General features: G+C 56.3%; 17 protein-coding genes and 1 pseudogene. 11 read left to right on the plus strand and 7 right to left on the minus strand.

Translation table 11 applies throughout. The features are described 5' to 3' along the window. Positions 1-33 precede the first annotated feature (33 nt). The 6 genes from PGS25_RS02995 to PGS25_RS03020 all read right to left on the minus strand — a co-directional run bounded on the left by PGS25_RS02995 (position 34) and on the right by PGS25_RS03020 (position 5,531). Positions 34-1,410, minus strand: coding sequence for a C39 family peptidase (locus tag PGS25_RS02995; RefSeq protein ID WP_186872921.1), 1,377 nt, complete (start codon positions 1,408-1,410; stop codon positions 34-36). After that, the gene (locus tag PGS25_RS03000) at positions 1,411-2,406 is read right to left on the minus strand and encodes a hypothetical protein (protein ID WP_270417673.1); all 996 of its coding nucleotides are present in this window, start codon (positions 2,404-2,406) and stop codon (positions 1,411-1,413) included. Positions 2,407-2,419: 13 nt separating this feature from the next. Next, complete coding sequence (locus PGS25_RS03005) at positions 2,420-3,130, minus strand: hypothetical protein (protein ID WP_227589404.1); 711 nt, start codon at positions 3,128-3,130, stop codon at positions 2,420-2,422. 40 nt (positions 3,131-3,170) lie between these two features. Continuing rightward, complete coding sequence (locus PGS25_RS03010) at positions 3,171-3,572, minus strand: fimbrial protein (RefSeq protein ID WP_270417674.1); 402 nt, start codon at positions 3,570-3,572, stop codon at positions 3,171-3,173. 250 nt (positions 3,573-3,822) lie between these two features. Continuing rightward, on the minus strand, positions 3,823-4,374 hold the full coding sequence (locus PGS25_RS03015; protein ID WP_270417675.1) for a hypothetical protein: 552 nt from the start codon (positions 4,372-4,374) through the stop codon (positions 3,823-3,825). Further along, on the minus strand, positions 4,371-5,531 hold the full coding sequence (locus tag PGS25_RS03020) for a MarR family transcriptional regulator (RefSeq protein ID WP_270417676.1): 1,161 nt from the start codon (positions 5,529-5,531) through the stop codon (positions 4,371-4,373). Before PGS25_RS03020 ends, PGS25_RS03015 begins: the two co-directional genes overlap by 4 nt. A gap of 566 nt (positions 5,532-6,097) precedes the next feature. On the opposite strand from PGS25_RS03020, the gene PGS25_RS03025 reads away from it, so the two are divergent. The 7 genes and pseudogenes from PGS25_RS03025 (at position 6,098) to PGS25_RS03055 (ending at position 17,431) form a co-directional block, all read left to right on the plus strand. Further along, the gene (locus PGS25_RS03025) at positions 6,098-6,364 is read left to right on the plus strand and encodes a hypothetical protein (protein ID WP_270417677.1); all 267 of its coding nucleotides are present in this window, start codon (positions 6,098-6,100) and stop codon (positions 6,362-6,364) included. Positions 6,365-6,447: 83 nt separating this feature from the next. After that, the gene (locus tag PGS25_RS03030) at positions 6,448-8,304 is read left to right on the plus strand and encodes an ABC transporter substrate-binding protein (RefSeq protein ID WP_270417678.1); all 1,857 of its coding nucleotides are present in this window, start codon (positions 6,448-6,450) and stop codon (positions 8,302-8,304) included. Between the two features lie 6 nt (positions 8,305-8,310). Then, complete coding sequence (locus PGS25_RS03035) at positions 8,311-11,274, plus strand: hybrid sensor histidine kinase/response regulator (RefSeq protein WP_270417679.1); 2,964 nt, start codon at positions 8,311-8,313, stop codon at positions 11,272-11,274. A gap of 740 nt (positions 11,275-12,014) precedes the next feature. Next, positions 12,015-13,340, plus strand: a pseudogene (locus PGS25_RS15705) (diguanylate cyclase). Beyond that, entirely contained in the window at positions 13,337-15,016 is a 1,680-nt protein-coding gene (locus PGS25_RS03045) for a sensor domain-containing diguanylate cyclase (RefSeq protein ID WP_270417680.1), read from the plus strand. The pseudogene PGS25_RS15705 and the gene PGS25_RS03045 overlap by 4 nt, the downstream one beginning before the upstream one ends. Continuing rightward, positions 15,013-16,926: a GGDEF domain-containing phosphodiesterase gene (locus tag PGS25_RS03050; protein WP_270417681.1), complete on the plus strand. Its 1,914-nt coding sequence runs from the start codon at positions 15,013-15,015 to the stop codon at positions 16,924-16,926. The genes PGS25_RS03045 and PGS25_RS03050 overlap by 4 nt, the downstream gene beginning before the upstream one ends. A 127-nt stretch (positions 16,927-17,053) precedes the next feature. Then, positions 17,054-17,431: a hypothetical protein gene (locus tag PGS25_RS03055; protein WP_270417682.1), complete on the plus strand. Its 378-nt coding sequence runs from the start codon at positions 17,054-17,056 to the stop codon at positions 17,429-17,431. Positions 17,432-17,548: 117 nt separating this feature from the next. Here PGS25_RS03055 and PGS25_RS03060 read toward each other — a convergent pair whose 3' ends face one another. Beyond that, the gene (locus PGS25_RS03060; RefSeq protein ID WP_270417683.1) at positions 17,549-19,918 is read right to left on the minus strand and encodes an HD domain-containing phosphohydrolase; all 2,370 of its coding nucleotides are present in this window, start codon (positions 19,916-19,918) and stop codon (positions 17,549-17,551) included. A 230-nt stretch (positions 19,919-20,148) separates the two neighbouring features. On the opposite strand from PGS25_RS03060, the gene PGS25_RS03065 reads away from it, so the two are divergent. From PGS25_RS03065 to PGS25_RS03080, 4 genes are all read left to right on the plus strand, one after another. Beyond that, positions 20,149-20,961 carry a substrate-binding periplasmic protein gene (locus tag PGS25_RS03065; RefSeq protein WP_117489432.1) on the plus strand — a complete coding sequence of 271 codons (813 nt, stop codon included), beginning with the start codon at positions 20,149-20,151 and terminating at the stop codon, positions 20,959-20,961. Next, positions 20,951-23,521, plus strand: a complete 2,571-nt coding sequence (locus PGS25_RS03070; RefSeq protein ID WP_270417684.1) for a hybrid sensor histidine kinase/response regulator — start codon at positions 20,951-20,953, stop codon at positions 23,519-23,521. Before PGS25_RS03065 ends, PGS25_RS03070 begins: the two co-directional genes overlap by 11 nt. A gap of 205 nt (positions 23,522-23,726) precedes the next feature. Then, positions 23,727-25,199, plus strand: coding sequence for a sensor histidine kinase (locus PGS25_RS03075; RefSeq protein WP_270417685.1), 1,473 nt, complete (start codon positions 23,727-23,729; stop codon positions 25,197-25,199). Further along, positions 25,193-25,918 (plus strand): response regulator transcription factor, encoded by a 726-nt coding sequence (locus PGS25_RS03080; protein ID WP_270417686.1) that lies wholly within the window; start codon positions 25,193-25,195, stop codon positions 25,916-25,918. Before PGS25_RS03075 ends, PGS25_RS03080 begins: the two co-directional genes overlap by 7 nt. The last annotated feature ends 135 nt before the right edge of the window (positions 25,919-26,053 follow it).

Below are 26,053 nucleotides of genomic sequence, written 5' to 3' on the forward strand. Positions count from 1 at the left end.
GATTAACCTCGTTTCCGAAGCCGGGCGGGCACATCAGCCGATAATCCAGAACGGACCGCCAGCTCCAGCGCGCCGGCTGGCCTCATTTAAGATAATGGACAGATCCCAGAGCTGTTCGCTCCGTGTGTAACTGGCAGGGTCAGCCACCATGATCTTGCCGTCTTTTACGCCACGCAGGACAATGAAGTGACCGGAAGAGGTAAAGTGGCCTTCAGACATGATTGCTACTACCAGTTTACCATTAGCCAGTGCGTCTGTGATGCGCTGTGGTTCCGCAGTGGTACAGCCGGAAACCGGAAGCCCCCATTCCCCAGCGGCGGCAGGTATCAGCGCATGGTAAGAACCACTGCTTTTACACCAGTAGCCGTTGTTGTAAGACCACTCGGCCATCTCCACAGGGTCAACCATATCGTCCGTCAGAGAGGACACCACGATTGCCATAGCGGTAGGGCCGCAGCCATAACCGCCAATATTGTCCGTACCATATGCTTTACCGGCATAGCGTTCATCCAGCTGATTGTAGTAAACAACAGGTGTGATCCCGTCGGTGAAAGTAACATCGCCCAGAGCGGTGATGCTGTTTCCGGTCCACGCTTCCAGATTTTGCAGCAGACCATCGCCCAAGAACAGGCTTAGGTTGGAAGCGTAATCAGATGCAAGCTCCTTTTGGTCATCGGTAAGCTGGAATACAACATCAGAAAAATAGGACTCACCGTTGTAACGGACAGTATAGACCATCCATGTTTCGGACACCGTTGTTTCTTCCCCAGTCTCCGGATCAGTCACGGTGCTCTCACGAATCTCTTGCTTGCTGGTGTAGGAATATAGATGCTGTTTGTTTTCCCGCAGGGTGGCGGCAAGGTCATTCAGAGAAATGCTTTCAAAATCCTTGTCTTTGGCCGCACAATACTGAGAGATAAATAGGTTGGCGTTATAAATGGGACCGCTGGAATAGGCGTTTTTGACCTCCATATGGTCGGCTCCCGATGCCGCAAAGTCAGCTTCGATCCGGGCAAGTACATCATCCAGTGCCTCGCCCAAGATGCCGTTGAGGGTAAAGGTGATCTCGTTGGCGTTCTCAATAATCGCTGTTTTGCTATTCAAAATCGGAATTTCGGGGTCAGATGGCGAAAAGGCATTGGTCAGTCCGCCGAAAATAAGACCGGGGAGCATGAGAACAAATAATACCGGCAGCATAAGCAGGGCAATGACTGCCACAATGATTTTTCCGATATGCTTCCGGCCTGCCCACACTGCGCCTGCAACTGCACCGTAAGGACCGCCTGCGGCAGCGCCTTTGGCAGCGGAGGAAATAGCTTTTCCGGTTTTGATTGCGCCGCGGATGGTATGCGCTGCGGAGGCACCGGTCTCCACAGCTTCGGAAAAACTGCTTTTTTGATCTTCTGGCATTTATATCTTGTCCTTTCTCCTCGGGGCTGGAGGCAGCTTTTTGACAATGGACTCGTTGAAGGCGATAGAACCGTCAGGAGCCATATAGGGCGATTTGTCAACAGCATCCACAGCGTACTGCTTATACCATGCTGTGCCATCCACGGCATGAACGGTGGTGTACTGGCCTTCCGGGGCAACATATTGGTCTGCGTGGTACATACCAAAGGAGATGCCTTCGGGATGTTCCGCAGTCACTTCTGTGCCGGTGATGCGGCCGCCGCCAATTTCGACATTTTGGAAGGTCGGAACATTTTCAGCTCCGGATTCCAGTGCCGCATATCCCATGTAAGAGTGCAGGGCTTCGGCGGCTTTTTCACCGGAAATGGCCCCCATCTGGCTGATACTGCCCGTGGCTACGCTGCCGATTACATTGTTGGCAAAATTGCCGCCCTTACTAACGGAAGAAGCGTACATATGGCCGCCGATTCCTCCGGCTGCAGCATCGCCTAAAAGACTGCCAAGACCGGAAGGCTTGGAGCCGGGAGTTGTGGTGGCTGTTTTGATGGCACTGTTTGTGACTTTTCGGCTCACCACTCCAGAAAGACCGCCGCTGGCAAACCCTGCTCCAAAGCCGTCGCTGCCTTTACCACCGTTTGAGTTGACATTGGTGGAACTGCTGTTTCTCCCGCCGCCAAAGTGGTGACTGGAAAAGTTCTTGATGCCGCCGATGCCTCTGGCAGCAATCATAGCCTCAGCCAGCATGCTGCCGCCGGTATGTCCTACATTGACACCAAGACTGGAGAGGAAGGAATCGATTTTCTGGCCGACTTTGAGAAAGCCGATAGCACAGAGAAACCAGATAAACACATTGCCGGAAACGGCTTCTTTTCCCACAGCGTCTACCTGAGCCTGCACATCGCTTTCGGAGATAGCGGCAAAAGCCGGCTGGCAGAGCAGGCAGGAGAGAATTGCGACTGTAAAGGCCGCAAACAAAATTTTTTTGAGTTTCTTCAAGGATAAGACCTCCTTACAACGAAAGCGGGTTCGCAAGGAAGGACCCCACCATGCTTGTGAACAGGCGCAGGCACCAGGCGTTCATGACCAATAGGAAAATTTGACCGCCAAGCATCCGGCACCAGGATTTCCAGATGTTTGCTGTGGTCTGACTGGCGCCCATAGAAAAAGCCACAGGAGCCGTGTAGACCAGTACACCGAGCAGCACATACCGTTCAGCTGCCTCGAACAGAAGTTTTAGGTAATTCCAGGCCAGGATGAGAACCAAAATCAAGGTAATCAGCGCCACAGCCCCATTGGCACACACACCGATGATGACCAGCATTACGGAATTGAAGTCTGCAAAGCTTAATGCAGGAAGGTCAGAGTCCATGATCCAGTGATAGGGGGTGCCGCCGATGGTAAGAACAATATTGACGATTTCATCTGAAAAGAGCGTCAGCAGGATAAAAATAACGGAACGGATACTCAGCTTTACCGGGTCTTCTGCTTCCACACCTGCGCCAAGACCGAAGTTTTTGAATAACTGCCAGACCCAGTTAAGCAGGATGATCCCGATTGCCAGAGCTACGAAAACAGAGTACATAGTCTCTGCTGCGGGAAAATAACGCAGAAATACAGCCATATCACAGCCCAGCGCACCCAAAACCGATGTGGTCACCAGATCAAGACCGGCCATTACCTGTTCTGCGATCCATTCCACTATGCCGTCTAAAATGCCCATAAATGCAAGCCTCCTTTCCGGCGAGCAGTCAGACGGTCAATCAGCCTGTCCATTGTCCACCACTAAAGAGTGGCGTCACATACGCCATAATAAAGCCCAAGCCGTTGAGGATAGCCCAGGTGATACAGATTCGTTTGAGCCAAGCGCGGCTTTCATCCACCGTCCGTCCGGAACGGGAGAAGTTCATGAGCAGTAAGGCTACCGAAGCAGTGACGATGGCGGCGATAGTGGAGATGGCGAGGATTTGGGTGTATACATCTTGCATGATCTCTTTGGCCTTGGTCCATACATCTGTTGCAGCATAAGCCGGCTGACAGAACATCATGGACATCATCACACACAGGAAGGCACTGTAAGCCACTTTGGGCAGCGAAATCCTGTGCTTGGACTGGGTATCCAGCTCCTGGAGCTGCGGAGTTTGAGGGGTTTTCGTTTTCTTCAATTTGCGATCCTCCAATTCTGAATGATTTTTTGATGCTCAATAGGGAACAGAAAAAACCACACCTGTCAAAACAAATGTGGGCTTTCAAATGGTCGGGCGGCCATCTGGGCAGCAAAAAAGCACCCTGATGAAAGGTGCCGTTACTGTCCTGTTCGGTTTTGGGTGCAAGTTTGAGCATATTCAGTTTAACACATCGGTATTTACACTGAAAGAGCAGAACCATGCCAATTTTGTTCCCGAAATGTGCCAATTATTTGCCCGACTGTCCGGAAAGTGATTTTGTCTCTGGGAAGAACTGTTCCAGCATGTCTAAACTGTCCTTGGAGGTATAGCCCCAAAGGACGGAACTGAGGGCTTCAATGGCTTCCCGGCGTTTGCGGTAGTAGGTTCTGAAACTGATGTCACGAATATGCGGTCGCAGGGTTTCGATGATTTCCTCAACATTTTTGAGCTGCTGCGGCGAGAGGAAGGAGTAGTACAGCAGCCAGTAATATGCCTCACCGTTTTTGTGCTTGGTACGCAGCAATTCGACTGCGGAATCCAGCAGCTTGAGCATTTTGTGGCTGCGTTCAATGCACTTGGCATGATGCTCAATGTCACTTCCGGCCAGATCGGCGCCGGCCAGATAGACTGAATCCAGAAAATCTTCGATGGAGGTGCCATACTCAATCTCAAACTTGGTACGGACATGCTGGACAGAAAGCTCCAGGCTCCACACAACATCCCGGTATTTTTTCAGCAGTTTCCAGGTATCGTGGTACAGGGGATTATCAGCAACATCAGGTTCAACAAATTTTCTCATTTCAGGTTCCTCCTATTTTCGTGCTCCTCAGAGGGAGTGAGTGTAAGTTCAAAAGTGGCGATTGAAGTGTTTGTGCCGCAGAGGATGGTCAGACCAAAGTGGGCTGTGGATTTCCCTCGCGCACGCGGAATCAACTCTTCCCAGCAGTCGTCCGATAAGGGATATAACTTATAGCGGGAGAGCGGGCAAGAAAAGCAGGAAATCCCTTGCGTAGATAGGATGTCAGCCATCTTGCGGAGTATCGTTTCAATGTGCGATTTTGAAACGCTGGAAAGTGCATCCGAAACAATGACCTCATGCTCAGAGGCGGAATGGCTCTTTTCGGTTTCAGCAGTTTCCGGAAGCTCCAGATGAATGTTTAAGGTCATGGCAACTTCCTCCTTGTCGATTAAAACATCAGAAATCTCAAACATGGTGGACAGGTAGTTCTGCAGGTAGATCACGCTTCCATGCCGGCCGGGAAACGACATGATAGAAATATATCCAAGGCCATCCAGCTTTTTCAGTATCCGGCATACAGTAGCGCGTGACAGCCCCCAGCGGCAGGAGAGTTCAGTGTAACTGACCAGCGGGTTTCCGGTACCATTGCGAAAGTAGGCTACCGGACCGACATCTGACCCCTGCACCTGCGTATCGTTGTAGACAGCGGATACCCACAGATCCAGGACGATGTCCATTTCAGAGCAGCGGGCAGAGCTGACCAGCTCCAGGGCAACCGAGACTGGCAGGAAGAAAAAACCGGTATCCTTTTGACATGGGGCATTGTACTCCAATGCGGAATTGTGGCGAGCCCAGTGGAGAATTTTATATTTGACTACATTGCCACGACCCAGCAGTGTATAGGAAATCAAGTGCTGCTTCTGAAGGGTATCCAGCATGGACAGCGCCTGCCGATGAAAGCGGGTGCGGAACCAGCAAGACAGTTCCTTGACGGTGCACACCCATTCGCCGGGCGAGACTGTATAACTGATCCCGTCAATACGGCGGTATGAGGTGCGGAAGTTTGCATAGCTGCAAAGTACAGTAAAATGAAAAAGGCCGGAGCCTCCGTTTATGCGGATGCTCCGGTCGTTGATCAGTTTGTGGATGAACTCACGATAAATCCGGCATCGTGGGTAATCTACCACTTGTTTAATTTGAAGTTGGTATTCTGGCATAGTGAACCTCCTAGTTTTTTATGCAGACAAGTAGTTCATTGAAAAATGTTGACTTGAATAACTGATGGGGTTATACTCATATTTGTATGAGCTGCAAATAAGCAGTTTGTGCATTGCTGGTTTCCGCAGTTTTAGCATAGATACCTTATAATATAGGCTAAAAGCGATAAAGAAACAGTATCAGGGATGTTCTTCATGGCTCTACAATGTGCCAGTCCTTTTTGTGGAAGATTTATCCAATTTTTGACATTTTGGAGTTGACACACTTTTTCACAAAAAAATACGCCTACAAACAACTACAATTTTTATACAACTTTTCGAGTGAAGCGGACGGCCCAATAGGACACAAGACGGATGATAAATAGTTTCAAAAACCCAGCAATTATGCGGATTTTGCGCACTACGGAGCGGTATGAGGCGGGATGGAGAGAGCAAAATTTTATTCCCGACGATGAAGCCGCTGGACTGATTGCGGGTGCACAAGGCAGAATAACCGTGTATACGCGAGATTCTGCAGATAGCTTACACCAAATTACCACAGGCTTGCAGCAAAGGAAGCCTTGGAAATGTACAGATTGAATTTGGGCAATCGACCCGTCGAGAAATCGGCGGGTCTTTTTTTGCCCATCGGAGGCGCGGCGGTGTGTTCTTTTCGCAGCCTTGCAGCTGCACAGCGTTTCACGCCGGTATCCTATTTCAACTTGTTTTACAGGAATATTCGCCGCAAAAGCGCTCCGGATACGGCATATAGTCTGTGTTTTCGCCTGTTTTGGCAGAAAAAGGCGAAATTCCTTGAAATACCGCCCGTGAAGTGCTATGCTATTCTTATATAATGCCGTTTTGCGGCGAGAAATGAGGAAAAAGAAGGGCAGTCTGTCGGGGAGAGGCGGCTGTCACGGGTAAGGAGAATTGGTTGATGAAAACAAACAAGAGGAAGCGGGGTCTGTCCTTCCTGCTCGCGGTACTGGTAACAGCGGCATGTCTGCTGACCGGCTGCGGCACACAAAAGAGCGAAGCGCAGGAGGACGCGGAAACCATTCAGGTCTATCTGTGGAACACCACGCTGTACGAAAAATATGCCCCCTATATCCAGTCGCAGCTGCCGGATGTGAATATTGAGTTCATTGTCGGCAATAACGATCTGGATTTTTACAAATTTCTGAACGAGAACGGCGGCCTGCCGGACATCATTACCTGCTGCCGCTTCTCGCTGCATGACGCTGCGCCGCTGAAGGACAGTCTGATGAACCTCGCCACGACCAACGAGGCGGGCGCGGTCTACAACACCTACCTCAACAGCTTCAAAAACGAGGACGGCAGCGTAAACTGGCTGCCGGTCTGCGCGGACGCGCACGGCTTTGTGGTCAACCGCAGTCTGTTCGAGAAATACGGTATTCCGCTGCCCACCGATTACGACAGCTTTGTTTCCGCTTGTCAAGCGTTTGAAAAGCACGGCATCCGCGGCTTTGATGCGGACTATTTCTACGATTACACCTGCATGGAAACGCTTCAGGGACTTTCTGTCTCCGAGCTTTCCTCGGCGGAAGGCCGCAAATGGCGCACCGCCTACAGCGACCCGGCCAGCACCGAGAAAGTCGGTCTGGATGACGCTGTCTGGCCGACCGCATTCAAGAACCTCGAGCAGTTCATCCGCGATACCGGCCTGAACGCCGCTGACCTGACACTGATCTACGATGACATCATGGACCGGATGCGCAGCGGCGAGCTTGCCATGTTCTTAGGCAGCTCTGCTAACGTTAAAATCCTGCAGGATGAGGGCATTGATACGACCTTCCTGCCGTTCTTCGGTCAGGACGGGCAGCAGTGGCTGATGACCACCCCGTATTTTCAGGTTGCGCTGAGCCGCAATCTCGAGCAGGACAGCAACCGCCGCGACAAGGCGATGCAGGTGCTCCGTGTCATGCTCTCCGAGGAAGCACAGAACCGCATCGTCTATGACGGACAGGACATTCTGAGCTACAGTCAGAACGTCAGACTTCGTCTGACCGATTATCTTGAGGACGTGCGCCCGGTGGTCGAGCAGAACCATATGTACATCCGCATCGCCTCCAACGATTTCTTCTCGGTCTCCAAGGATGTGGTCTCGCGCATGATCGCAGGAGAATACACGGCAGAGCAGGCGTATCAGGCGTTCAACGCGCAGCTGCTTGCGGATGAGCCTGCCGCGGATACGGCTGTGCTGACCTTGGACAAGGGCTATTCAAACGTTTTCCATGCGGACAGCGGCAATGCCTCCTTCTCCGTGATGGCGAACACGCTGCGCGGCGTGTATGACACCGATGTGCTCATTGCTGCGGCGAACAGCTTTACCGGCAGCGTGCTGGCGGCAGACTACACCGAGAATATGGCTGCCTCTATGATCATGCCGAACGATCTGCGCGCGTATCAGCGCACGATGAACGGTGCGGAGCTGACCGAGACCGTCCGCGCCTTTGTCGAGGGCTGCGAGGGCGGCTTTACGCCGTTTAACCGCGGCTCTCTGCCGGTGGTCAGCGGCATCGCCATCGAGGTCAAGGAGGAAAACGGCGGCTTTACGCTGACCGGGATCACGCGGGACGGCAAACCGCTCCGCGAGGACGAGACCGTAACCGTAACCTGTCTGGCGACGGCGGGCAGCATGGCGCCGCTGTTTGCGGACGAGAGCCGTGCCTTCGAGGGCGGCGACACGAGAGTTCGGGACACCTGGAGCGCGTATGTCTCCGAGGGGAATGCCGTACTGGCGGAGCCGGAAAACTATATTACATTGAGGTAAACGGAAATGGCAGATAAAACACGCGGAAGCAAAATAAAATACCGCTTCCTGAAAAAATGGCGCCGCCCTGCCGCCGCACTGTTGGCTCTGGCGGTGCTGCTCGGCGGCATCTGCTATCGGTATTTCTTGTTTATGTCGCAGACGGTCTATCGGGAGAGCACCTCGCATCTGTCGGAGATCCTGCGTAAATCCGACAATATGCTGAACCATCTGGTCAGCCGAAACCGGATGATTCTGCATCTGTGGGGCGGTTTGCTGGAAAACGCCTCGAGCGAAGAACAGATCCGTTCCAGTCTGAACGAGATGCAGAAGGAGACCGGCTGCGCCGCCCTCTACTTCCTCGCCTCGGACGGCAGCTGCATGACGCAGGACGGCGAAAAGAGCAGCCTTGGCTCGCAGACCGATCTGGACACGCAGCTTTTCGCCGGAGAGGACGTCGTTGTGAATGCGGTGCTGCCCGGAAAGCCGCAGATGCTCGTGTTTGCCTGCCCGGAGATGAGCGGCACCTACCGCGGCTTCGCCTATGATGCGATCGCCATCGCCTACTATAATGATACGGTGCTGAATGCGATTGACAACTCCGCCTTCGAGGGCACGAGCCACAACTATGTTGTCTACCCGGACGGGCGCGTTGTGCTCGACAGCGAGGCTGACGGTGAGAACGGCAGCGAGGAATCGGTCTATAATTTCCTCGCGGAGCTGCGCAGCAGCTCCAATCTGTCCGATAAAGCGTTCGACGCGCTGAGTGACGATTTCGCGCAGGGCAGGGACGGGAGCAAGATGCTGACGCTGCATGGAACCCGGTACTATCTGGTCTACGAGAACACAGGCATCCAGGACTGGATCATGCTCAGCCTTGTCCCGGTCAGCGTTGTTAACGCCAGCATGGATACGCTGTGGCACCGGACGGTCGAGATCGTGACCGCTATTGCGTGCCTGCTTATGGTGCTGCTCATCGCGCTCATCGTGCACAGAAGCCGCGATGCGCTGCGTCGGAGAGATACTGAGATCCTGTACAAGGATGAGCTGTTCACCCGGCTCTCACGCAACGTGGACGATGTTTTCTTCATGCTGGATGCCGAAACCTCCCGCACGGACTATGTCAGCCCGAACATCGAGCGGCTGCTGGGCGTGCCGCTCAAGCAGGTGCAGCAGGACATCCGTGCACTGCGGGCGCTGCACCCGAAGGACTCTCCCGACCACGATAAGAACTTCCTCGCGGGGATTCAGTGCGGCGAGCAGAGCGAATGGGATGCCGATTATGACCATCAGCAGACTGGTGAGCGCCGCTGGTTCCACATCGTTGCCATGGGCAGCGAGGTCGCAGGCCGGACCAAGTATATCCTCGTGATGTCCGACCGCACGGCTGACCGGAAGATCAATCAGGCGCTTTCCGAGGCGGTTGCGGCCGCCGAAGCCGCCAGCCGCGCCAAGAGCACCTTCCTGTCCAATATGTCGCACGATATTCGTACACCGATGAATGCGATCATCGGCTTTACCACCCTTGCGGTCAGCAATATCGATAATCAGGAACGGGTGAAGGACTATTTGACCAAAACCCTCTCCTCGAGCCGCCACCTGCTCGCGCTCATCAACGATATTCTGGACATGAGCCGCATCGAGAGCGGCAAGCTTCATCTGGAGGAAACTGAGGTCAACCTCGCCGAGATGCTGCACGATATCAAGACCATCGTCAGCGGACAGATATACGCCAAGCAGCTCGAGCTTTATATGGATGCGCTTGACGTTGCCGACGAGGACGTTTACTGTGACCGGACACGTCTGGGGCAGATTTTGCTCAACCTGCTGTCCAACGCTATCAAGTTCACGCCGGCGGGCGGCACGGTCTCCGTGCGTATCCGGCAGCTTGCCGGAACCGTGCGCGACTGTGCACAGTACGAGTTCCGCGTCCGCGACAACGGCATCGGCATGAGTCCGGAGTTCGCGCAGAAGATCTTCGAGCCGTTTGAACGCGAGCGCACCTCCACGGTCAGCCGGATACAGGGAACCGGCCTCGGCATGGCCATCACCCGGAATATCGTTGAGATGATGGGCGGCACGATCAAGGTGCAGACCGAGAAGAACCGAGGCACCGAGTTTATCATCTGCCTGCCGCTGCGCGTGCAGACCGGCAGCCGCCGCGAGGAAAAGATTGCGGAGCTTGCCGGCCTCAAGGCGCTGGTGGTGGACGACGATTTCAACACCTGCGACAGCGTGGCAAAGCTGCTGACCCGTGTGGGAATGCGTGCGGAGTGGACGCTCTCCGGCCGGGAGGCCGTGCTGCGTGCACGGCAGTCCATCGAGTTGGGCGACCCCTGCCGCGCCTATATCATCGACTGGCGGCTGCCGGACATGAACGGCATCGAGGTCACGCGCCAGATCCGCAGCCTGAACGATGACACCCCCATCATCATCCTGACCGCCTACGACTGGTCGGATATCGAAGCGGAGGCGAAGGCGGCAGGCGTGACGGCCTTCTGCTCCAAGCCGATGTTCCTGTCCGACCTGCGCGACACCCTGCTGACAGCCATCGGACACATGCAGACGGCAGATGAGCAGGACATCCTGCCCGGGAAAAACGCCGACTTCCGCGGACGGCATATCCTGCTGGTTGAGGATAACGAGCTGAACCGTGAGATTGCGATGACAATCCTGCACGAGTATGGTTTTCTGGTCGATACCGCCGAGAACGGCGCGGTCGCGGTGGAGAAGGTTCGCACCTCGGACCCGGGTCGCTATGATCTGGTGCTGATGGATGTGCAGATGCCGGTCATGGACGGCTATACCGCCACCCAGCGCATTCGTGCGCTGAAGGACCCGGCGCGCGCCGCAGTCCCGATCGTTGCCATGACGGCCAACGTGTTCGAGGAGGAGCGAAAGCAGGCGTTCGACTGCGGCATGAACGGCTTTTTGTCCAAGCCGATCGTGGTTGAGGAGCTGATCGACGCGCTGAAGGGCATTATGCACTGACCGCGCCATGCGGATATACAAAACCCGGAGTACCGGCCGAAAACGGCTGACGGTACTTCGGGTTTTTCGGATATGCAGAGGAAAATAAATGCCGCTGCGCCGCAATCTTCGCTTTCTTTTTGGGTCGGGAAATAGTATAATTATGGCATGGGAAAAGGAATGAATACATTTTACCGAAGGAGGGGCAGAACATGAAAAAGCGATCAAGAATTGCTCTGCTGACCGCACTTCTCACCATAGTGTTCGCGGCGGGCATTGGCGTTTACAGCAACTACATCGGAATACAGATCTATCAGGAAAGCTCGAATCATCTGCTCGAAAGCTATGCGCAAATCTCCAAGACCTTCACGCTGTTCGTGCAGAGAAACTGGGCCGTGCTGAGACAGTGGGACAGTCTGATGAAGAATGCGAAGGAGGATGCGGATGTTGACAGCATCTGGCCGGATGCGCAGAGCAACAAGCTGTCGTGGCATTACAGCGACGTCTATCTGTTCAACGAGAGCACGCAGTATCTAACAGCAGATGGGCGAAAGGGCAGCGCCGACAGCATCGACGGCGTTTTTCAGGAGATGTACAGCAAGGGCGGGCCAATCGTCTCCACCTATACGGCAACCTACGGTGTGCCCAAGATCGCGTTTGCGATGCCGATGAGCCGAAATCTGACGCTGGACGGCGTGACCTACACCGGTATCGCGGTCAGCTATGATACGGACGTGGTCGATGATCTGGTTGACGGCAGTATGTACGGCGGACAGAGCGACTGCTATGTGGTGCGCTCGAACGGCGACATCGTGCTGGAGTTTGAACCGCAGACCGAGCTGTGCGCGGGAATGACCAACCTGTACGACCTGTCCAACCACGCTGACTGGAAATACGGCAGCATGGACGATATCAGGGACTGCATCCAACTCGGCAAGAGCGGAAGCGCGCAGTTCATCTGTGATGGGGCGAGAAACTATCTGGTCACGATTCCGACCGCATTTTCGGACTGGTCGCTCGTCGGCATCATCCAGACGGATGAGGTGGACGGCGCGCTGTATGGCGTGCAGAATTCCTCGCTCATCCTGCTCGGCGCACTCAGTTTTTTCGCCGTCATCATTGTGGTGCTGGCGCTGGGCATGGAGAGCCGGCTGCGCCTTAAGGACGAGGAAACGGAGCGGCTGAACATCGAACGCGAAAAAATGAAGAGCGATCGTTTCCTGCAAAGCATGAGCCGCATCGTCGATCGCTATGCGGTCGTCAATCTGGATACCGGACGCTACCGCTATCATGAGCTGCGGTTCGATCAGCCGATCTATCCGACCTCCGGGCAGTATTCGGAAATGGTTGAAATCATTTCTAAACGCTATGCCGCGCTGACCGATACGGAAAACGCCAAGCTCTCGCGGCTGCTTACGCCGGACTATCTGCGCAGCGTGCTCCGCAAACCGGATGACAATCTCAAAATCGAGTATTGCAGCCGGACGGAGAACGCCTATATGGTGATGACCGTCCTCCCGGTCGAGTGGCACGCGGACGGCACGGTCTCCGTGATCATGCAGGTTGTGCAGGATATCGGGCAGAAGGTCGAGCTGGAAAACATGGCAAACACGGACAGCCTGACCGGCCTGTTCAACGAGCGCTATTTCAGTCGGGTCCTGAACATCTGTGAGGCGAAAAAGCTGCCGTTTGTGCTGTATTACCTCGATCTCGACCGCTTTAAGCCGATAAACGACACCTACGGTCACGCCATGGGAGACCGGCTGCTCAAGTAGATCAGCGCGCGGCTGCTGCGCTGCATCCGCAGCCGGGACTATGCCTTCCGCATCGGCGGCGATGAGTTCGCGCTTATCGTCAGCGCCGATATGGACGAGGAGCAGCGCAGCCGCATGGCCGAGCGCATTCAGACTATGCTCTCTGCGCCCATCGTTATCGAAGGAAAACTGCTTTCTGTCGGCGTCAGCTGCGGCGGCGCCTGCTATCCGGAGGACGGTGACGCTTCGCAGGTGCGCATCACGGCGGACAGCCGCATGTACGCGGAAAAGCAGCACCATCACGAAGACGACCGGACGGAGGAACAGTCATGAAACACAAAACCCTGCGGTGCGCCGCAGAGACAGCCGCCCTGCTGCTGACCGTGGCAATGCTGACGTTCCTCATTGCCGGACTGCATCAGCACGAGCCGGACAGGGAGCTTTCCACACTCGATACCGGCTGGTATCAGCTGGCGGACGGCGTGCGGCACGAGGTTACGCTCCCGGTCACGCTTCCGGCCGAGCCGAGGCAGACGCTTACCTTGTATAACGACACGCTGACCGACAGCGATGCCGGAAGGCTGCTGTCCGCGCGTGGCGTGGAATACGGCATCGAGATTCGTGCGGGCGAAACGCTGCTCTACCGCTATGAGGACAACGCTTTTCCGAAAAACACGCAGATGAAGGGCCGCCTGTGGGCGGATGCGGAACTTCCGGACAACATCGGCGGACAGACGCTCAGCCTGACCTTTACGCAGCTTTCCGACCGGACCGGCAGGTTTGACGCGCCTCTGCTCGGCTCGGTGCGGAGCATCACCGGTCATCATATCCAGACCTCACTGTTTTCCCTGGTCATGATGCTCGCCATGGTCATCCTTGCCGTGCTGGCGCTGCTGATCTTCTGCTACATGAGCAGCCGCGGCATCCACGAGCGCCGCTTCCTCGATGTGGCGGTCTTTCTGCTGCTGTGCAGCCTGTGGTGCCTGACCGATTCCGCTCTGTATCAGATTTATGGACGGGACACTGCCACCGGAAGCGTCGTTTCCTTTTACGCCTTTATGCTGATGTCTATCCCGATGGTGCATTTTGTCCGCAACACGGTAAGCGGCAGGCAGCAGCTTGTTCCCGATATATGCATTGCGCTGTTCTGCGCCAACGTGCTCGCACAGGGCGCGGCGTACCGGCTTTTCGGCATCCGGTTTATTGATATGCTGCCGCTGACGCACCTGATTCTGGCGGCAGGCGTCGCAGCGATGCTGACCGTGCTGCTTCGGTCGTACCGCGAGCAGCCCTCGCAGCAGCTTCGGCTGCATATTGCGGCGTTTGCCGCACTGGGCGTGTTCGGCGTGGCCGCGCTCGTCCTGTACGGCCTGCTGCACATCTACTGGTACGATGCAATATTCCAGTTTGGTGTGCTGCTGTTCATCATCCTGCTCTTCCGTGAACTGCTCGGACAGGCGGCTGAGGATATGCGCTTTCACATGGAACACCGTATCAGCCATCTGATGCAGCGCGAGGACCGTATGACCGGTCTGCCGAATCGCCGTGCATTCGAGGAATACATGGAGCGCATCCGTACCGGCGAGGTCGGATGCCGCGATGCGGTGCTGACCTATATCCGGCTGGAGGGTCTGAACGAGCGCAATGACCGCTTCGGCCTTCAGGCAGGAGATGAGGCGGTCATCGCCGCCGCGCGGTGCGTTGCAGACTTTTGCCGTGCGTGCGAGGACGGAGGCGAAAGCGTATCGTGCTTCCGCACCGGCGGAAACGAGTTCGCCCTTATCCGTCCCGAGCCAAGTGCAAATTCGGGGCAGCTGCACCGGCAGTTCAGCGCGATCGTCGCGCGGTACAACCGCACCTGTGCGCCGCGCGCCCGCATCACGATGACCTACGGCTTCAGCCGCCTGTGCGACGAGGACGGAAAATCGCGCAGTATCAGCGCATGGAAGGCGGAGGCGGACGCCTATTTGAAGAGAAATGAAACCAGACTGGGAGGGGACACGGAATGACAACCAATCTACATTATCTGATCGCCGGGATGGCGGTGCTGCTGGTTGTTCTGTGGCAGTATTCTCATCAGCGGCAGATGGATGACCGGAACAGCCTCATGTTCCGCCGCCTGCTGACCGTCATCAGTCTGGACGTTTTCACCGAGCTGGTGAGTACATGCTTCATCCTGTACGCTCCGTACAGCTTCGGCATCGGCCGCATGGTCTCGAACACCGTGTTCTATCTGTTTCAGGCGATTCTGCCGCTCATTCTGCTGTACTATGTCTGTACACTGTGCTCGAGCCGTGTGATCTCCACCGGAACCGTGCTGCGCATGGGCATTCCGACTATCGTTCTGGTTTTTATCATTCTGACCAACCCCTTCACCGAAAAGCTGTTCTATTTCGACAGCACCGGCTACTGCCACGGTCCGTGGTATCTGCTGCTGTATGTCAGCGCCCTGCTGCACATCGCGGCGGCAGCGATTTTTGTTGCGGTACACCGGGATGCGGTCAGCCGCCGCAATCTGATGGCACTGCTTGCGGTCTTTTTGCTCGCCGCCCTCGGCATCGCCGCGCAGGCCGTCAATCCCGCGGTGCTGACGACCGGCTTCGGTCTTTCGCTCAGCATCCTTGCAATGTATCTGACCATCAATAATCCCTGCGCGTGCATGGACAGCCTGACTGGACTGAATGACAAGCAGTATCTGCTGCGCCGCATGAACGAGCTGACCGACGCACACAAGGCCTTTCACATCATCACGGTCTACGCCTACCAGCTTGACCACATGAACAAAGTCTCGGGCGTGCAGAGCGGCGACGAATTTCTGCGCCGCGCAGCCGAGCACATGCAGGAGATCGCGGGCAGGAACGTGTTCCGCGTGACAGGCAAGCGGTTTTTGCTGCTGACGTTCTCGCTGCGCGAGTACGAAGCCTGCCTGACGAGCCTGCGGCAGGTGTTCCGCACGCAGCCGGACGACGCGCAGGCCGCTCCCTCGCCGGTCATCCTGTGCGGCGTGGTGGGCGCGGAAAAGCTGGGAACGGGCGGTCTTGTGCTGGATTATGCGGAATATCTTGAATCTCTCGCAGCACGCCGCGGCGGGACTGAGGTCATCCAGAACGACCGCAAGAACAGGGACAGTTTTTACTACAACAAGCAGGTCGAGCAGTTCCTGCACCGCGCGATCGACGAGGATCTGTTTGAGGTCTACTATCAGCCGGTCTATTCGCTGCATCAGCAGCGCTTTGTCACCCTTGAGGCGCTCAGCCGCCTGCGGCATCCCACACTCGGCTGGATTTCACCGGATATTTTTATCCGCCTTGCGGAGAAGAATCACCTTATCAGTCAGATCACCGAGCTTCAGCTGCGGCGCGTCTGCCGTTTTCTGCGCGAAAACCCGGCGCTCCGCGCGAGCATTGCGAACGTCAAGATCAATCTTTCGCCGCTCGATCTCATTCACAGCGATGGCGGAAGCCATCTTATCCGCATTCTGGACGAATACGGACTGCCGTACTCCTGCTTCCAGTTTGAGATTACCGAAACGGTTGCGACCGAGTACTCCGCGAGCCTGACCCGGGTGGCAGAGAGCTTTCAGGCGGTCGGCATCGGCCTGTGCCTGGACGATTTCGGCTCGGGCTACGCCAACCTGAACACGGTCATGCAGCTGCCGTTCTCGGTCATCAAGCTCGACCGTTCGCTGCTGTTCCACATCTGCACGGACAAAAACGCCGCGCTCTTCTACCAGAGCATCGTATCCGCCTTCTGCCGTCTCGGTTACCGCATCATTGCAGAGGGCGTAGAGACGCAGGAGGAGATGGAGCTGCTGCGGAGCTGGAACGTGGATATGATTCAGGGCTATTATTTCTCCCGTCCTCTGCCGCCGGGCGACCTGCTGCGGCTGCTGACCGAGGAAGCCGTCGAACAGCTGTGACCGGATGCGGCGAACCGTCAAAAAATCCGTGAAAAAATTTTTCAGAAGCCGGAACCTTTTTAGATGCGCTTCGTCTAATAGAGAGAAAGAGAGCAGATGCTGCTCTCTTAGAAAGAAGGCTTTTTATATGAAAAAAACACTGATGGTATTTGCATGCACGGCTCTGCTGGCTGCATCGCTTTCGGCCTGCGGCAGCAAGCCCGCCGAAAATAAGGATACCGGTACAGCATCGTCTGCGGCGGCCTCGTCCTCGAGCAGCGAACAGCAGCAGGAAAATACGCTCACCGGCTCGCTCGATGAGAAGAAGAACGGCATGTTCGTTGTAACGGATGCCGAGGGTGCCTCCTATGAATTTACCTACGATCCCTCCGATACGCCGAAGGGTCTGGACGATGTCGCAGAGGGCGATTCGGTCACTGTGACTTATACGGGCACGGTCTCCGAGGTCGATTCGTTTGACGGCACGATCGTTTCGGTCGAGAAAGCTGAGGCAGCACAAAATTAAAGACGCGGCTCCTTGCGCAGACTCCGTCGCGCTGCCGCGGCTGTCGCTTGGAAAGAACGCAAAAAAATCCCCTGCCGGGGACAGATTTTCTGTCTCCCCGGCAGGGGATTTCGCTTTTCAGGACTTCTGCTCTGCCTTGTCCAGATACATCAGATAATCCGCCTTGCGGATAGCCTCTGTGATCGGATGCACGCCGCAGATGCCGCCGATGCTGACCGAAAGCTGAACATCTGCAAACTCCGACATGCGGATGCCGCGCACGGCCTGCTGAATCTGCTTTTTCTTGTCGAGGAAGACCTCCTCGGTCATACGCGGAAACAGCAGCAGGAACTCGTCACCGCCGTAACGGATCAGAATATCGGTCTTGCGGATGCAGGAGCGCACCGCGTCCGCAATGTCGCGCAGCGCCGCGTCGCCTGCGGCGTGGCCGTAGCGATCGTTGATGAGCTTGAAGCTGTTCACGTCGATCAGTGCCACGCCCTCCATGCCCTCAAGGTGGGTGCGGTAGGTTTCAAAATAACGGCGCGAATAGACGTTGGTCAGCGGGTCGAGGAACAGCTGCATATCCTCGCCGCGCGTGCGGTCAAGCAGAAAACGTGAGCCGTTTGCGTCGATCCAGCGGCCCTCGTTGAGCCGTGAGACCAGCTCGAGCACGCAGGGCGTGCCGTTGATCGTAATATACTTGGAGATGACGAAATACATCTCATTTCGCGTAAATTCGAGCTTATTGAGCGTAGTATGCTCAGCATACGCCCGTGCAGAGATGCAGTTGGCGCAGCCCACGTCGGTATCCCAGAATGCGGCGCAGCGCTCACCCGTGCGGTGCAGAACGCCGTCCGCATCGAGATCGAGCACGGCGTATTTTGTCGGGTCAACCAGACGGACGACATCAAAGAACGCGCTCAGACGCTGTATATCATCGGTGATCGACAGCTCGTCCGTTGCGCTTTTGCCTGTGCAGCGGAAGGGAGCACAGCTGTCCTGCACCTTCTGCGTATCGGTCAGACAGCCGATCACGCCGACATAGTGACCGGGGGAGAACGGCGACCAGAGCGTACGCATCCGGATGTTGTGCCAGTGCTGCTCGTGCCCGACCGGCAGGAGCAGGCTGAGCGAAAGCTCATTGTTCTCGGGCGTTGTGGCCTTGAGGGCGGCTCTTAGCCGCGCAATATCGGCCGGCCGCAGCAGTCGGAGACTGTCCGGTTCATGCACGTTCAGTATCGTGCGCTGCTGCTGCCGCGGACGGCTTTGGTCGGCTATTATGACGATATCGGCGGGAACGTCATACTCAAACTGCACATCGCCGCAGCAGGAGACAAAGAAATCCAGCTTTTCCTTGACATAATCCAGCTCGCGCTGGGCGCGGTCGCTGAGCGGTACATCGCTCTTTTGCAGCAGCTCGGCAGACAGGCGCTTTGCGTCGCGGTGGAGCACCTGATCGGCGGCGAGCGTCGGCAGTGCGCTTCGGAGGCGCATGCTGATCTCATGAAGGCAGTCGAGCAGCATCGGGTTGAACGCGCCGCACTCTCCGTTGAGGATCATGGTGATGGCGGTGTCGTGGCTGTACGCCTTTTTGTAGCAGCGGTCACTGGTCAGCGCGTCAAATACGTCCGCCAGTGCGACCACCTGCGCCGAGATCGGGATCTGTTCACCGAGCAGGCCATCCGGATAGCCGCCGCCGTCCCAGCGCTCGTGGTGCCAGCGGCAGATCTCGATAGCGACCTTGACCAGCGGCTCGTCGCGGTATTGCGTCAACTCCTCGAGCATGGATGCGCCGACGGCGGGATGGGTGCGGATGATGTTGAATTCCTCGGGCGTCAGTGCGCCCGTCTTGTTCAGAATGCTCTCGGGGATGCTGATCTTGCCAATGTCGTGCAGGGCGGACGCGGTGGTGATGAGGCGGATCTTTTCCTCGGTCAGACCGTATACATCGGTCTTTTCGGTCAGCTTGCGCAGCAGCATTTCGGTCACGGTCTGCACCTGAAGCACATGCTGTGCGCTCTCACTGTTGCGGAATTCGACAATATGACTGAGGATGCCGATCATGACATGGCTGTTCTTCTCGTTCCGATAGATTTGGTCGGAGACCATGTCCATCAGCCGCTTCTGGTTGGCGTAGAGCGTGAGCGTGTTTTTGACGCGGCGCTGCACAATGAAGGAGTCGAACGGACGGCAGATATAGTCGGTAATGCCAAGGCTGTAACAGCGTTCGATAACCGCACGGTCCTCGGCGGCGGAGATCATGATGACTGGCAGCTCCTCAATCCAGCGGAACTGATTCATGCGCTCGAGCACGCCGAAGCCGTCAATTTTCGGCATATTGATATCCAGCAGCAGCAGGTCGATGTGCATATCCTGCTGGATCATGAGGAGGGCCTGCGCGCCGTCCTCTGCCTCTGCGTAGTCATATTCCTCGCCGAGAATCGCCTTGAGCATTTCTCGGTTGAGCTCTGAGTCATCAACAATCAGAATTTTCTGTCGGTTCATAGTCGTTCGACCGCAGCCGGGTCGCTCTCCCTCCCTTTGTTTACCGGAATTTGACCGGTTGCACAATTATATTATACTACCAATGCGATGCAGAATAAAGGAAAACTTCCGTCAGCGCCAACGGCGGAAATTTCTGTTGTGCAGGAGCGCGGCAGCATGTTATAATAAAAGATAAATAGTGCCGACCTGCGGCACAGACAACGAACAAGAGAGAGGACACCATCATCGATATGAACAGACACAAACGGGTAAAATGCGCTCTGGCGCTTTTGACCATGCTGACGGCGGGTCTGCTGTCCGGCTGCGCCTCGGAGGCGGCATCCGACAGCACACTTCCGACGATTACCGTCGGCAGCGACACCTATCCGCCTTATGTTTATATGGATAATAATGGCGACATTACCGGTCTGGACGTGGATATTGCGGAGGAGGCATTCCGCCGCATGGGATACCGCGCGGAATTCACCACGATCGACTGGGAACAAAAGACCGAGCTGGTCGATAACGGAGAAATCGACTGCATCTGGGGCTGCTTTTCCATGGACGGCCGCGAGAACGACTATCAGTGGGCGGGACCGTATCTGGTGAGCCGTCAGGTCATCGCCGTCGGCGCGCAGAGCGGCATCGAGCAAATGAGCGATCTTGCCGGAAAGACCATCGCGGTGCAGGCTACCGGAAAGCCGGAGGCGATCTTTCTGAGCGGAGGCGAAAACGTCCCGGCCTTCCGAAATGTCATCAGCCTCGCTGACCGCGGTGTGCAGTATGCCATGCTGGACTGCGGCTATGTGGACGCAGTAGCAGGACACGAGGAGGCTATCCGGCAGTATATGAAGGACTACGGCGCGAACTTCCGCATTCTGGATGAACCGCTGCTGACGACCGGCATCGGCGTGGCGTTTTCCAGGCACGACACACGCGGTCTTGCGGCGCAGCTGACCGAGGTTGTCGCGCAGATGCGCGAGGACGGCAGTATGGAACAGCTGGTCGGAAAATATCTCGAGGTTCCCGCGCACAGTCTGGAGGTGGAGCAGCTTGAACAATAATTCCCGACGCATTGTCTTACGAAGGACGTTCTGGTGCCTGTGCTTCGCAGCGGGGCTTTTGTTCCTCAGCGCGGTATTCCTGCTGTCCCGGCACGCGGATATGCGGGACTGCGAGCAGCGCATGACCGAACTGATCGACTTTGTAAAGGAGCAGTCCTCCTCCTATGTGCAGTATAACGAGACCGCCGTGGCCAAGGCGCTCGTGCGCGGAACGACCGCCGTTCAGGAACTGGAGGGCGTGACGCTTGACTGCGGCGAGGATGAGCTGCGGCAGTATGCGGAGCGGCTGGGGCTGACCGGCATTTCGGTGCTGGATGCGAACGGCAGGCTGGTCTGCGAGTACAGCACGGACGGCATCGGCTATACCCGCCTGCAAACCGATTTGGAAGCCGAGCGCGTGCTCGCTGTGATCGGTCATCCGCAGAGCACCTATGTTCGGCGCGTGCAGCTGACCGACGGCTCGTTTGCCGACGTTGCCGTGCGCAGCTGTTCGGACGACCGCGGCGCGGTGCTTGGCTGGCGGCACACCGGGGCGGCGTTCGCAAAGAAATCCGTGCTCTCCGTGCAGAATCTGCTCGACGGCTACGACGCCGAGACCACGGGAACCGTGCTCCTGTCGGACGGCAACCGCGTAACCGCGTCGGACGATCTGTCCCTCATCGGTACGGATACCACGGAAAATGATCTGCTCCGCCGCATCCGCTCGAGCGGCCATGCCGACCGGCTGGTCTATGCCGGACGCAGGGGACTGACCCGATACTACGGCATGTACAGCCACGGGCGCAACTTCTACTACTATATATATGTCCCGGGCAGACTGCTCTACACGAACACGCCGGTCAATTTGGCTGTGTCGTTCCTCGCCTGTGCGATCGTTCTGACGCTGCTTCTGTTTGTGCGCCGAGGCACGGAAAAGAGCTTCCTCCAGCAGCAGAAAACGCTCGAAAAGGAATATCAGACCTCGCTTGAGCAGAAAAACGCCGAGCTTGAACGCGCTATCCGTCAGGAAACGGCGGCAAACCGCGCCAAGCGCGAATTTCTGTTCAATATGTCGCACGACATCCGCACGCCGATGAACGCGATCATCGGCTTCACCTCGCTTGCGGCCACCCATATCGACAACCGCGAGCAGGTGCTCGACTACCTGAAAAAGACCGCAACGGCGAGCCAGCATCTGCTCTCGCTCATTAACGATGTGCTCGATATGAGCCGCATCGAGAGCGGCAAGGTCTCGCTCGAACTGCGTCCGGTGCAGCTGCCCGAGCTGGTGCACGATCTGCGCGATATCATCCAGTCGAGCATCACAGCCAAGCGCATCTCGCTTTTCATCGACATGGTCGATGTGGAGGACGAGAATGTGGTTGCCGACCCCATGCGTCTCAACCAGATCATGCTCAATATCCTGTCCAATGCCATCAAGTTCACCCCGGTAGGCGGCATGATCACTCTGCGCATCGTTCAGAAGCAGACCGCGCCGCATGGCAGTGCGGACTATGAATTCCATATCCGTGATACCGGCATCGGCATGAGCTCGGCGTTTCAGGAGCATATCTTCGAGCAGTTTGCGCGCGAGGAGACCTCAACCGTGAGCAAAATTCAGGGAACCGGCCTCGGTATGGCGATCACAAAAAATCTGGTCGATATGATGGGCGGCAGTATTTCGGTCGAGAGCGAGCCGGGGAAGGGCTCGGAATTTACGGTTTCCCTGCGCTTTCCTATCAGCGGAGAGCAGACCGCGCCGCAGTGCATCCCGCAGCTTGAGGGTCTGCGCGCGCTCGTGGCGGATGACGACACCGACACCTGTCTGAACGTCAGCAAAATGCTGCGCGCGATCGGTATGCGGTCGGACTGGACGACCTCGGGACATGAGGCTGTCGTCCGTACGCAGGACGCGATCGAGCAGGGTGACGGCTTCTATGTCTTCATCATCGACTGGATGATACCCGATCTGAACGGCCTTGAGGTCGTGCGCCGCATCCGCAAGATGATCGGCAGCAACACCCCAATCATCATCCTGACCGCCTACGACTGGACGGATATCGAGGTTGAGGCAAAGGCCGCAGGCGTGACCGCGTTCTGCGCCAAGCCGCTGTTCATGTCCGAGCTGCGCCGCGTACTGGCTGAGCCGTTTCTTTCGGCAGAGCCTGCGGAGCAGACGGAGAAAAAGGCGGATTTCGCCGGAAAACGGCTGCTGGTCGTCGAGGATAACGCCCTCAACCGCGAAATCGCGGTGACGATGCTCGAGGAAGGCGGGTTCGAGGTGGACACGGCGGAAAACGGAAAGGTCGCGGTAGACAAGGTGCGCGAGAGTGCGCCCGGGCACTATGATCTGGTGCTGATGGATATTCAGATGCCGGTCATGGACGGTTATGCGGCTGCGCGTGCTATCCGTGCTCTGCCGGATGCCGAAAAGGCGGGTCTGCCCATTGTCGCCATGACGGCGAACGCCTTTGACGAGGACAGGCAGAACGCAGAGAAGGCCGGTATGAACGGCCATCTTTCCAAGCCGTTCGATATGCAGCAGCTGCTCACGATGCTCCGGGAGAAGCTGTCGCCGTAACGCTTTTATTTTTATCGCGTTATTCGATAATGAAGCCGCCGGATCAGACTGAATAGGAAACGCAGGAAGCGTCCGTTTGGGATGCCTTCCTGCGTTTTTTCTTTGCACACCGCCGGTGCGGCGTTTTTTTACCTTTTCTGCCCGGAAAAGGTTTACATTGCTTATCAATTGGCTTATGATAAAATCTGACAAAGGAGGTGGGCCTGTGCACAGAGTATGTCAATGGTGGGTGCGTCTGTCCATTGTGAACAAGGCGATCGTGCTGAGCTGCGCATTCGTCATTCCCATTCTGCTGGTGGTGGGACTGTTAATGAACGATTTTTACGATTACCGCGAGAAAAGCAATGATATCCTGTCCGAATATGCACGCTGCACGGACTACATGAACGCCATGGAGCAGGAAAATGCGCTTCTGAGCGAACTGACGCTTGCGGCGCCCGGGTCCGATACGATCGACAAATATGCGGACGCCGTGCAGGACACCGCCTGTGCGTGGGAGCGGCTGCGCAGCGCAGAGACCGACGGCAACACGCAGAGCGAGGTGCTCAAGCAGGTCATCGACCGCACGATGAAAAGCTATCGGGTCCGTCAGGAGACGTTCATCGCGCAGTTGCATGGCGGCACATTTGACGCGGTGAACTACGAAGCTCTGCGTACACAGGGCAGCTATCTGACGCAATACACCGACCAGCTGACGGCGGCCTTTCTGATGGAGGGACGCGAGGGTTATCTGGTCCTCGGTCAGCGGAGTACCTCGCAGAACATGGTATTTACCATCGTAGCCGCGATCGGCAGCGTGCTGTTTGCAGGCGCGATGCTGTACTACGCACGCAGCCTGCTGCTGCCGGTGCAGCAGATGAGCCGCGGTGCGCGCCGCGTCGCGGATGGCGAATATGACATTGAGGACTTCAACTTTGCACGCTCGGACGAGATCAGTATGCTCGCTGACTCGTTTAACCACCTCAAGCACCAGATCGCGCGGACGATCCACGCACTGGAAAGCGAAGCACAGCTGGAAAAATCCCTGCGTCAGCAGGAGAGCGAGGCAGCACGCCTGCGGCAGCTGATCGAGCAGAGCCGCTTTGCACAGTTGCAGAGCCAGATCAACCCGCATTTTCTGTTCAACACGCTGCAGAGCGTGGCCAACATGGCCGGAATCGAGCAGGCGACCGTCACCGGCGACATGGTGGTGCGGCTGGCGAACTTCTTCCGCTACACGCTCGACCATGACGACAGCGTGGTAACACTTGACCGCGAGCTTGCGCTGCTGCGCGACTACATTTCCCTGCAGGAGCTGCGGTTCGGTGAACGCATTTTGTTCGAGATGGACTGCGACAGCCGCTGTGCAGCCTGTGAACTGCCGAAATTCACACTGCAGCCGATTGTGGAAAACTCCATTGTGCACGGCATGCGCAGCCGCAGTGCGGGCGGCCGCATCCGCATTGTCACTGAGAGCACACCGAATGGCTGCCGCATCCAGATTACGGACAACGGCGGCGGCTTCTCGCGCAGCAAAATGAAACAGAACACCGCCGAGGGACACCGGTCCATCGGCCTGCAGAATATCGCGGGACGCATTGCGCTGTCCGGCGGCAGCTTCCGCATTGCAAGCTGTCCCGGATTGGGCACGACCGCCCGCATCATACTGCGCATGAAAGGGGAAGAGCATATATGTTAAAGGTACTGATCGCGGAGGACGAACCGTTGAGTCTGCAGAATCTGAGCGGACAGATGCGCGATTTGCTTGGCGCGGATGCACTCATCGAGGGAGTTGCGAACGGACGGGAGGCGGTTGAACGCGCCCGTCAAATTCAGCCGCAGCTGGTGCTGATGGATATTGAAATGCCGGTGATGAACGGCCTTGATGCGGCAGCCATCATCCATAAAGCTATGCCGGAAACCCACATCGTGTTCCTGACTGCCTTCGACCGCTTCGACTACGCCGTAGGCGCCATGCGGGCCGGCGGAACGGATTATCTGGTCAAGCCGTTCGACAGTGCTCAGATTACCGCCTGCCTGCGCAAGCTGAATCTGCTGCCGGAAAGCCGTCCGGCGGTACGCGGGGACAAGCCGGGAAATACGTTCTGCACCCAGTTTTCCGTGTGGCTGGAGTATCATTACATGCGGGATGTGTCGCTCGATCAGGCGGCAGAGGCGATGGGCATGAGTGCGTTTTACTTCTCACGCTTTTTTCGCACCTCATACAACCAGACCTTCCTTGAATACCTGACCGCCTACCGTATCGAACGTGCGGTTGAGCTGCTGCAGCAGACAGACATTCCGGTACGGGAAATTGCCGTCCGGGTCGGCTATACGGATGCAAACTACTTCACGAAGGTGTTCAAGCGGCATTTGGGCGTAACGCCTACCGAGTACCGCAATCATAACGCAAATTGAACGAGCCGCGCGGCAGGATTTACGGAATTTATACGGAAAATTTACTATTTATTCCAAAACATTTATGCAAATGTCATAAAAAAGAATATGAAAATTTTCAGTACGCTGTGATTTTACCTGTCTACCGCAAGTATT

Origin of the sequence: Butyricicoccus sp. AM78-15b2TA (assembly GCF_027665985.1) — a bacterium.
Taxonomy (GTDB): domain Bacteria; phylum Bacillota; class Clostridia; order Oscillospirales; family Butyricicoccaceae; genus Agathobaculum; species Agathobaculum butyriciproducens.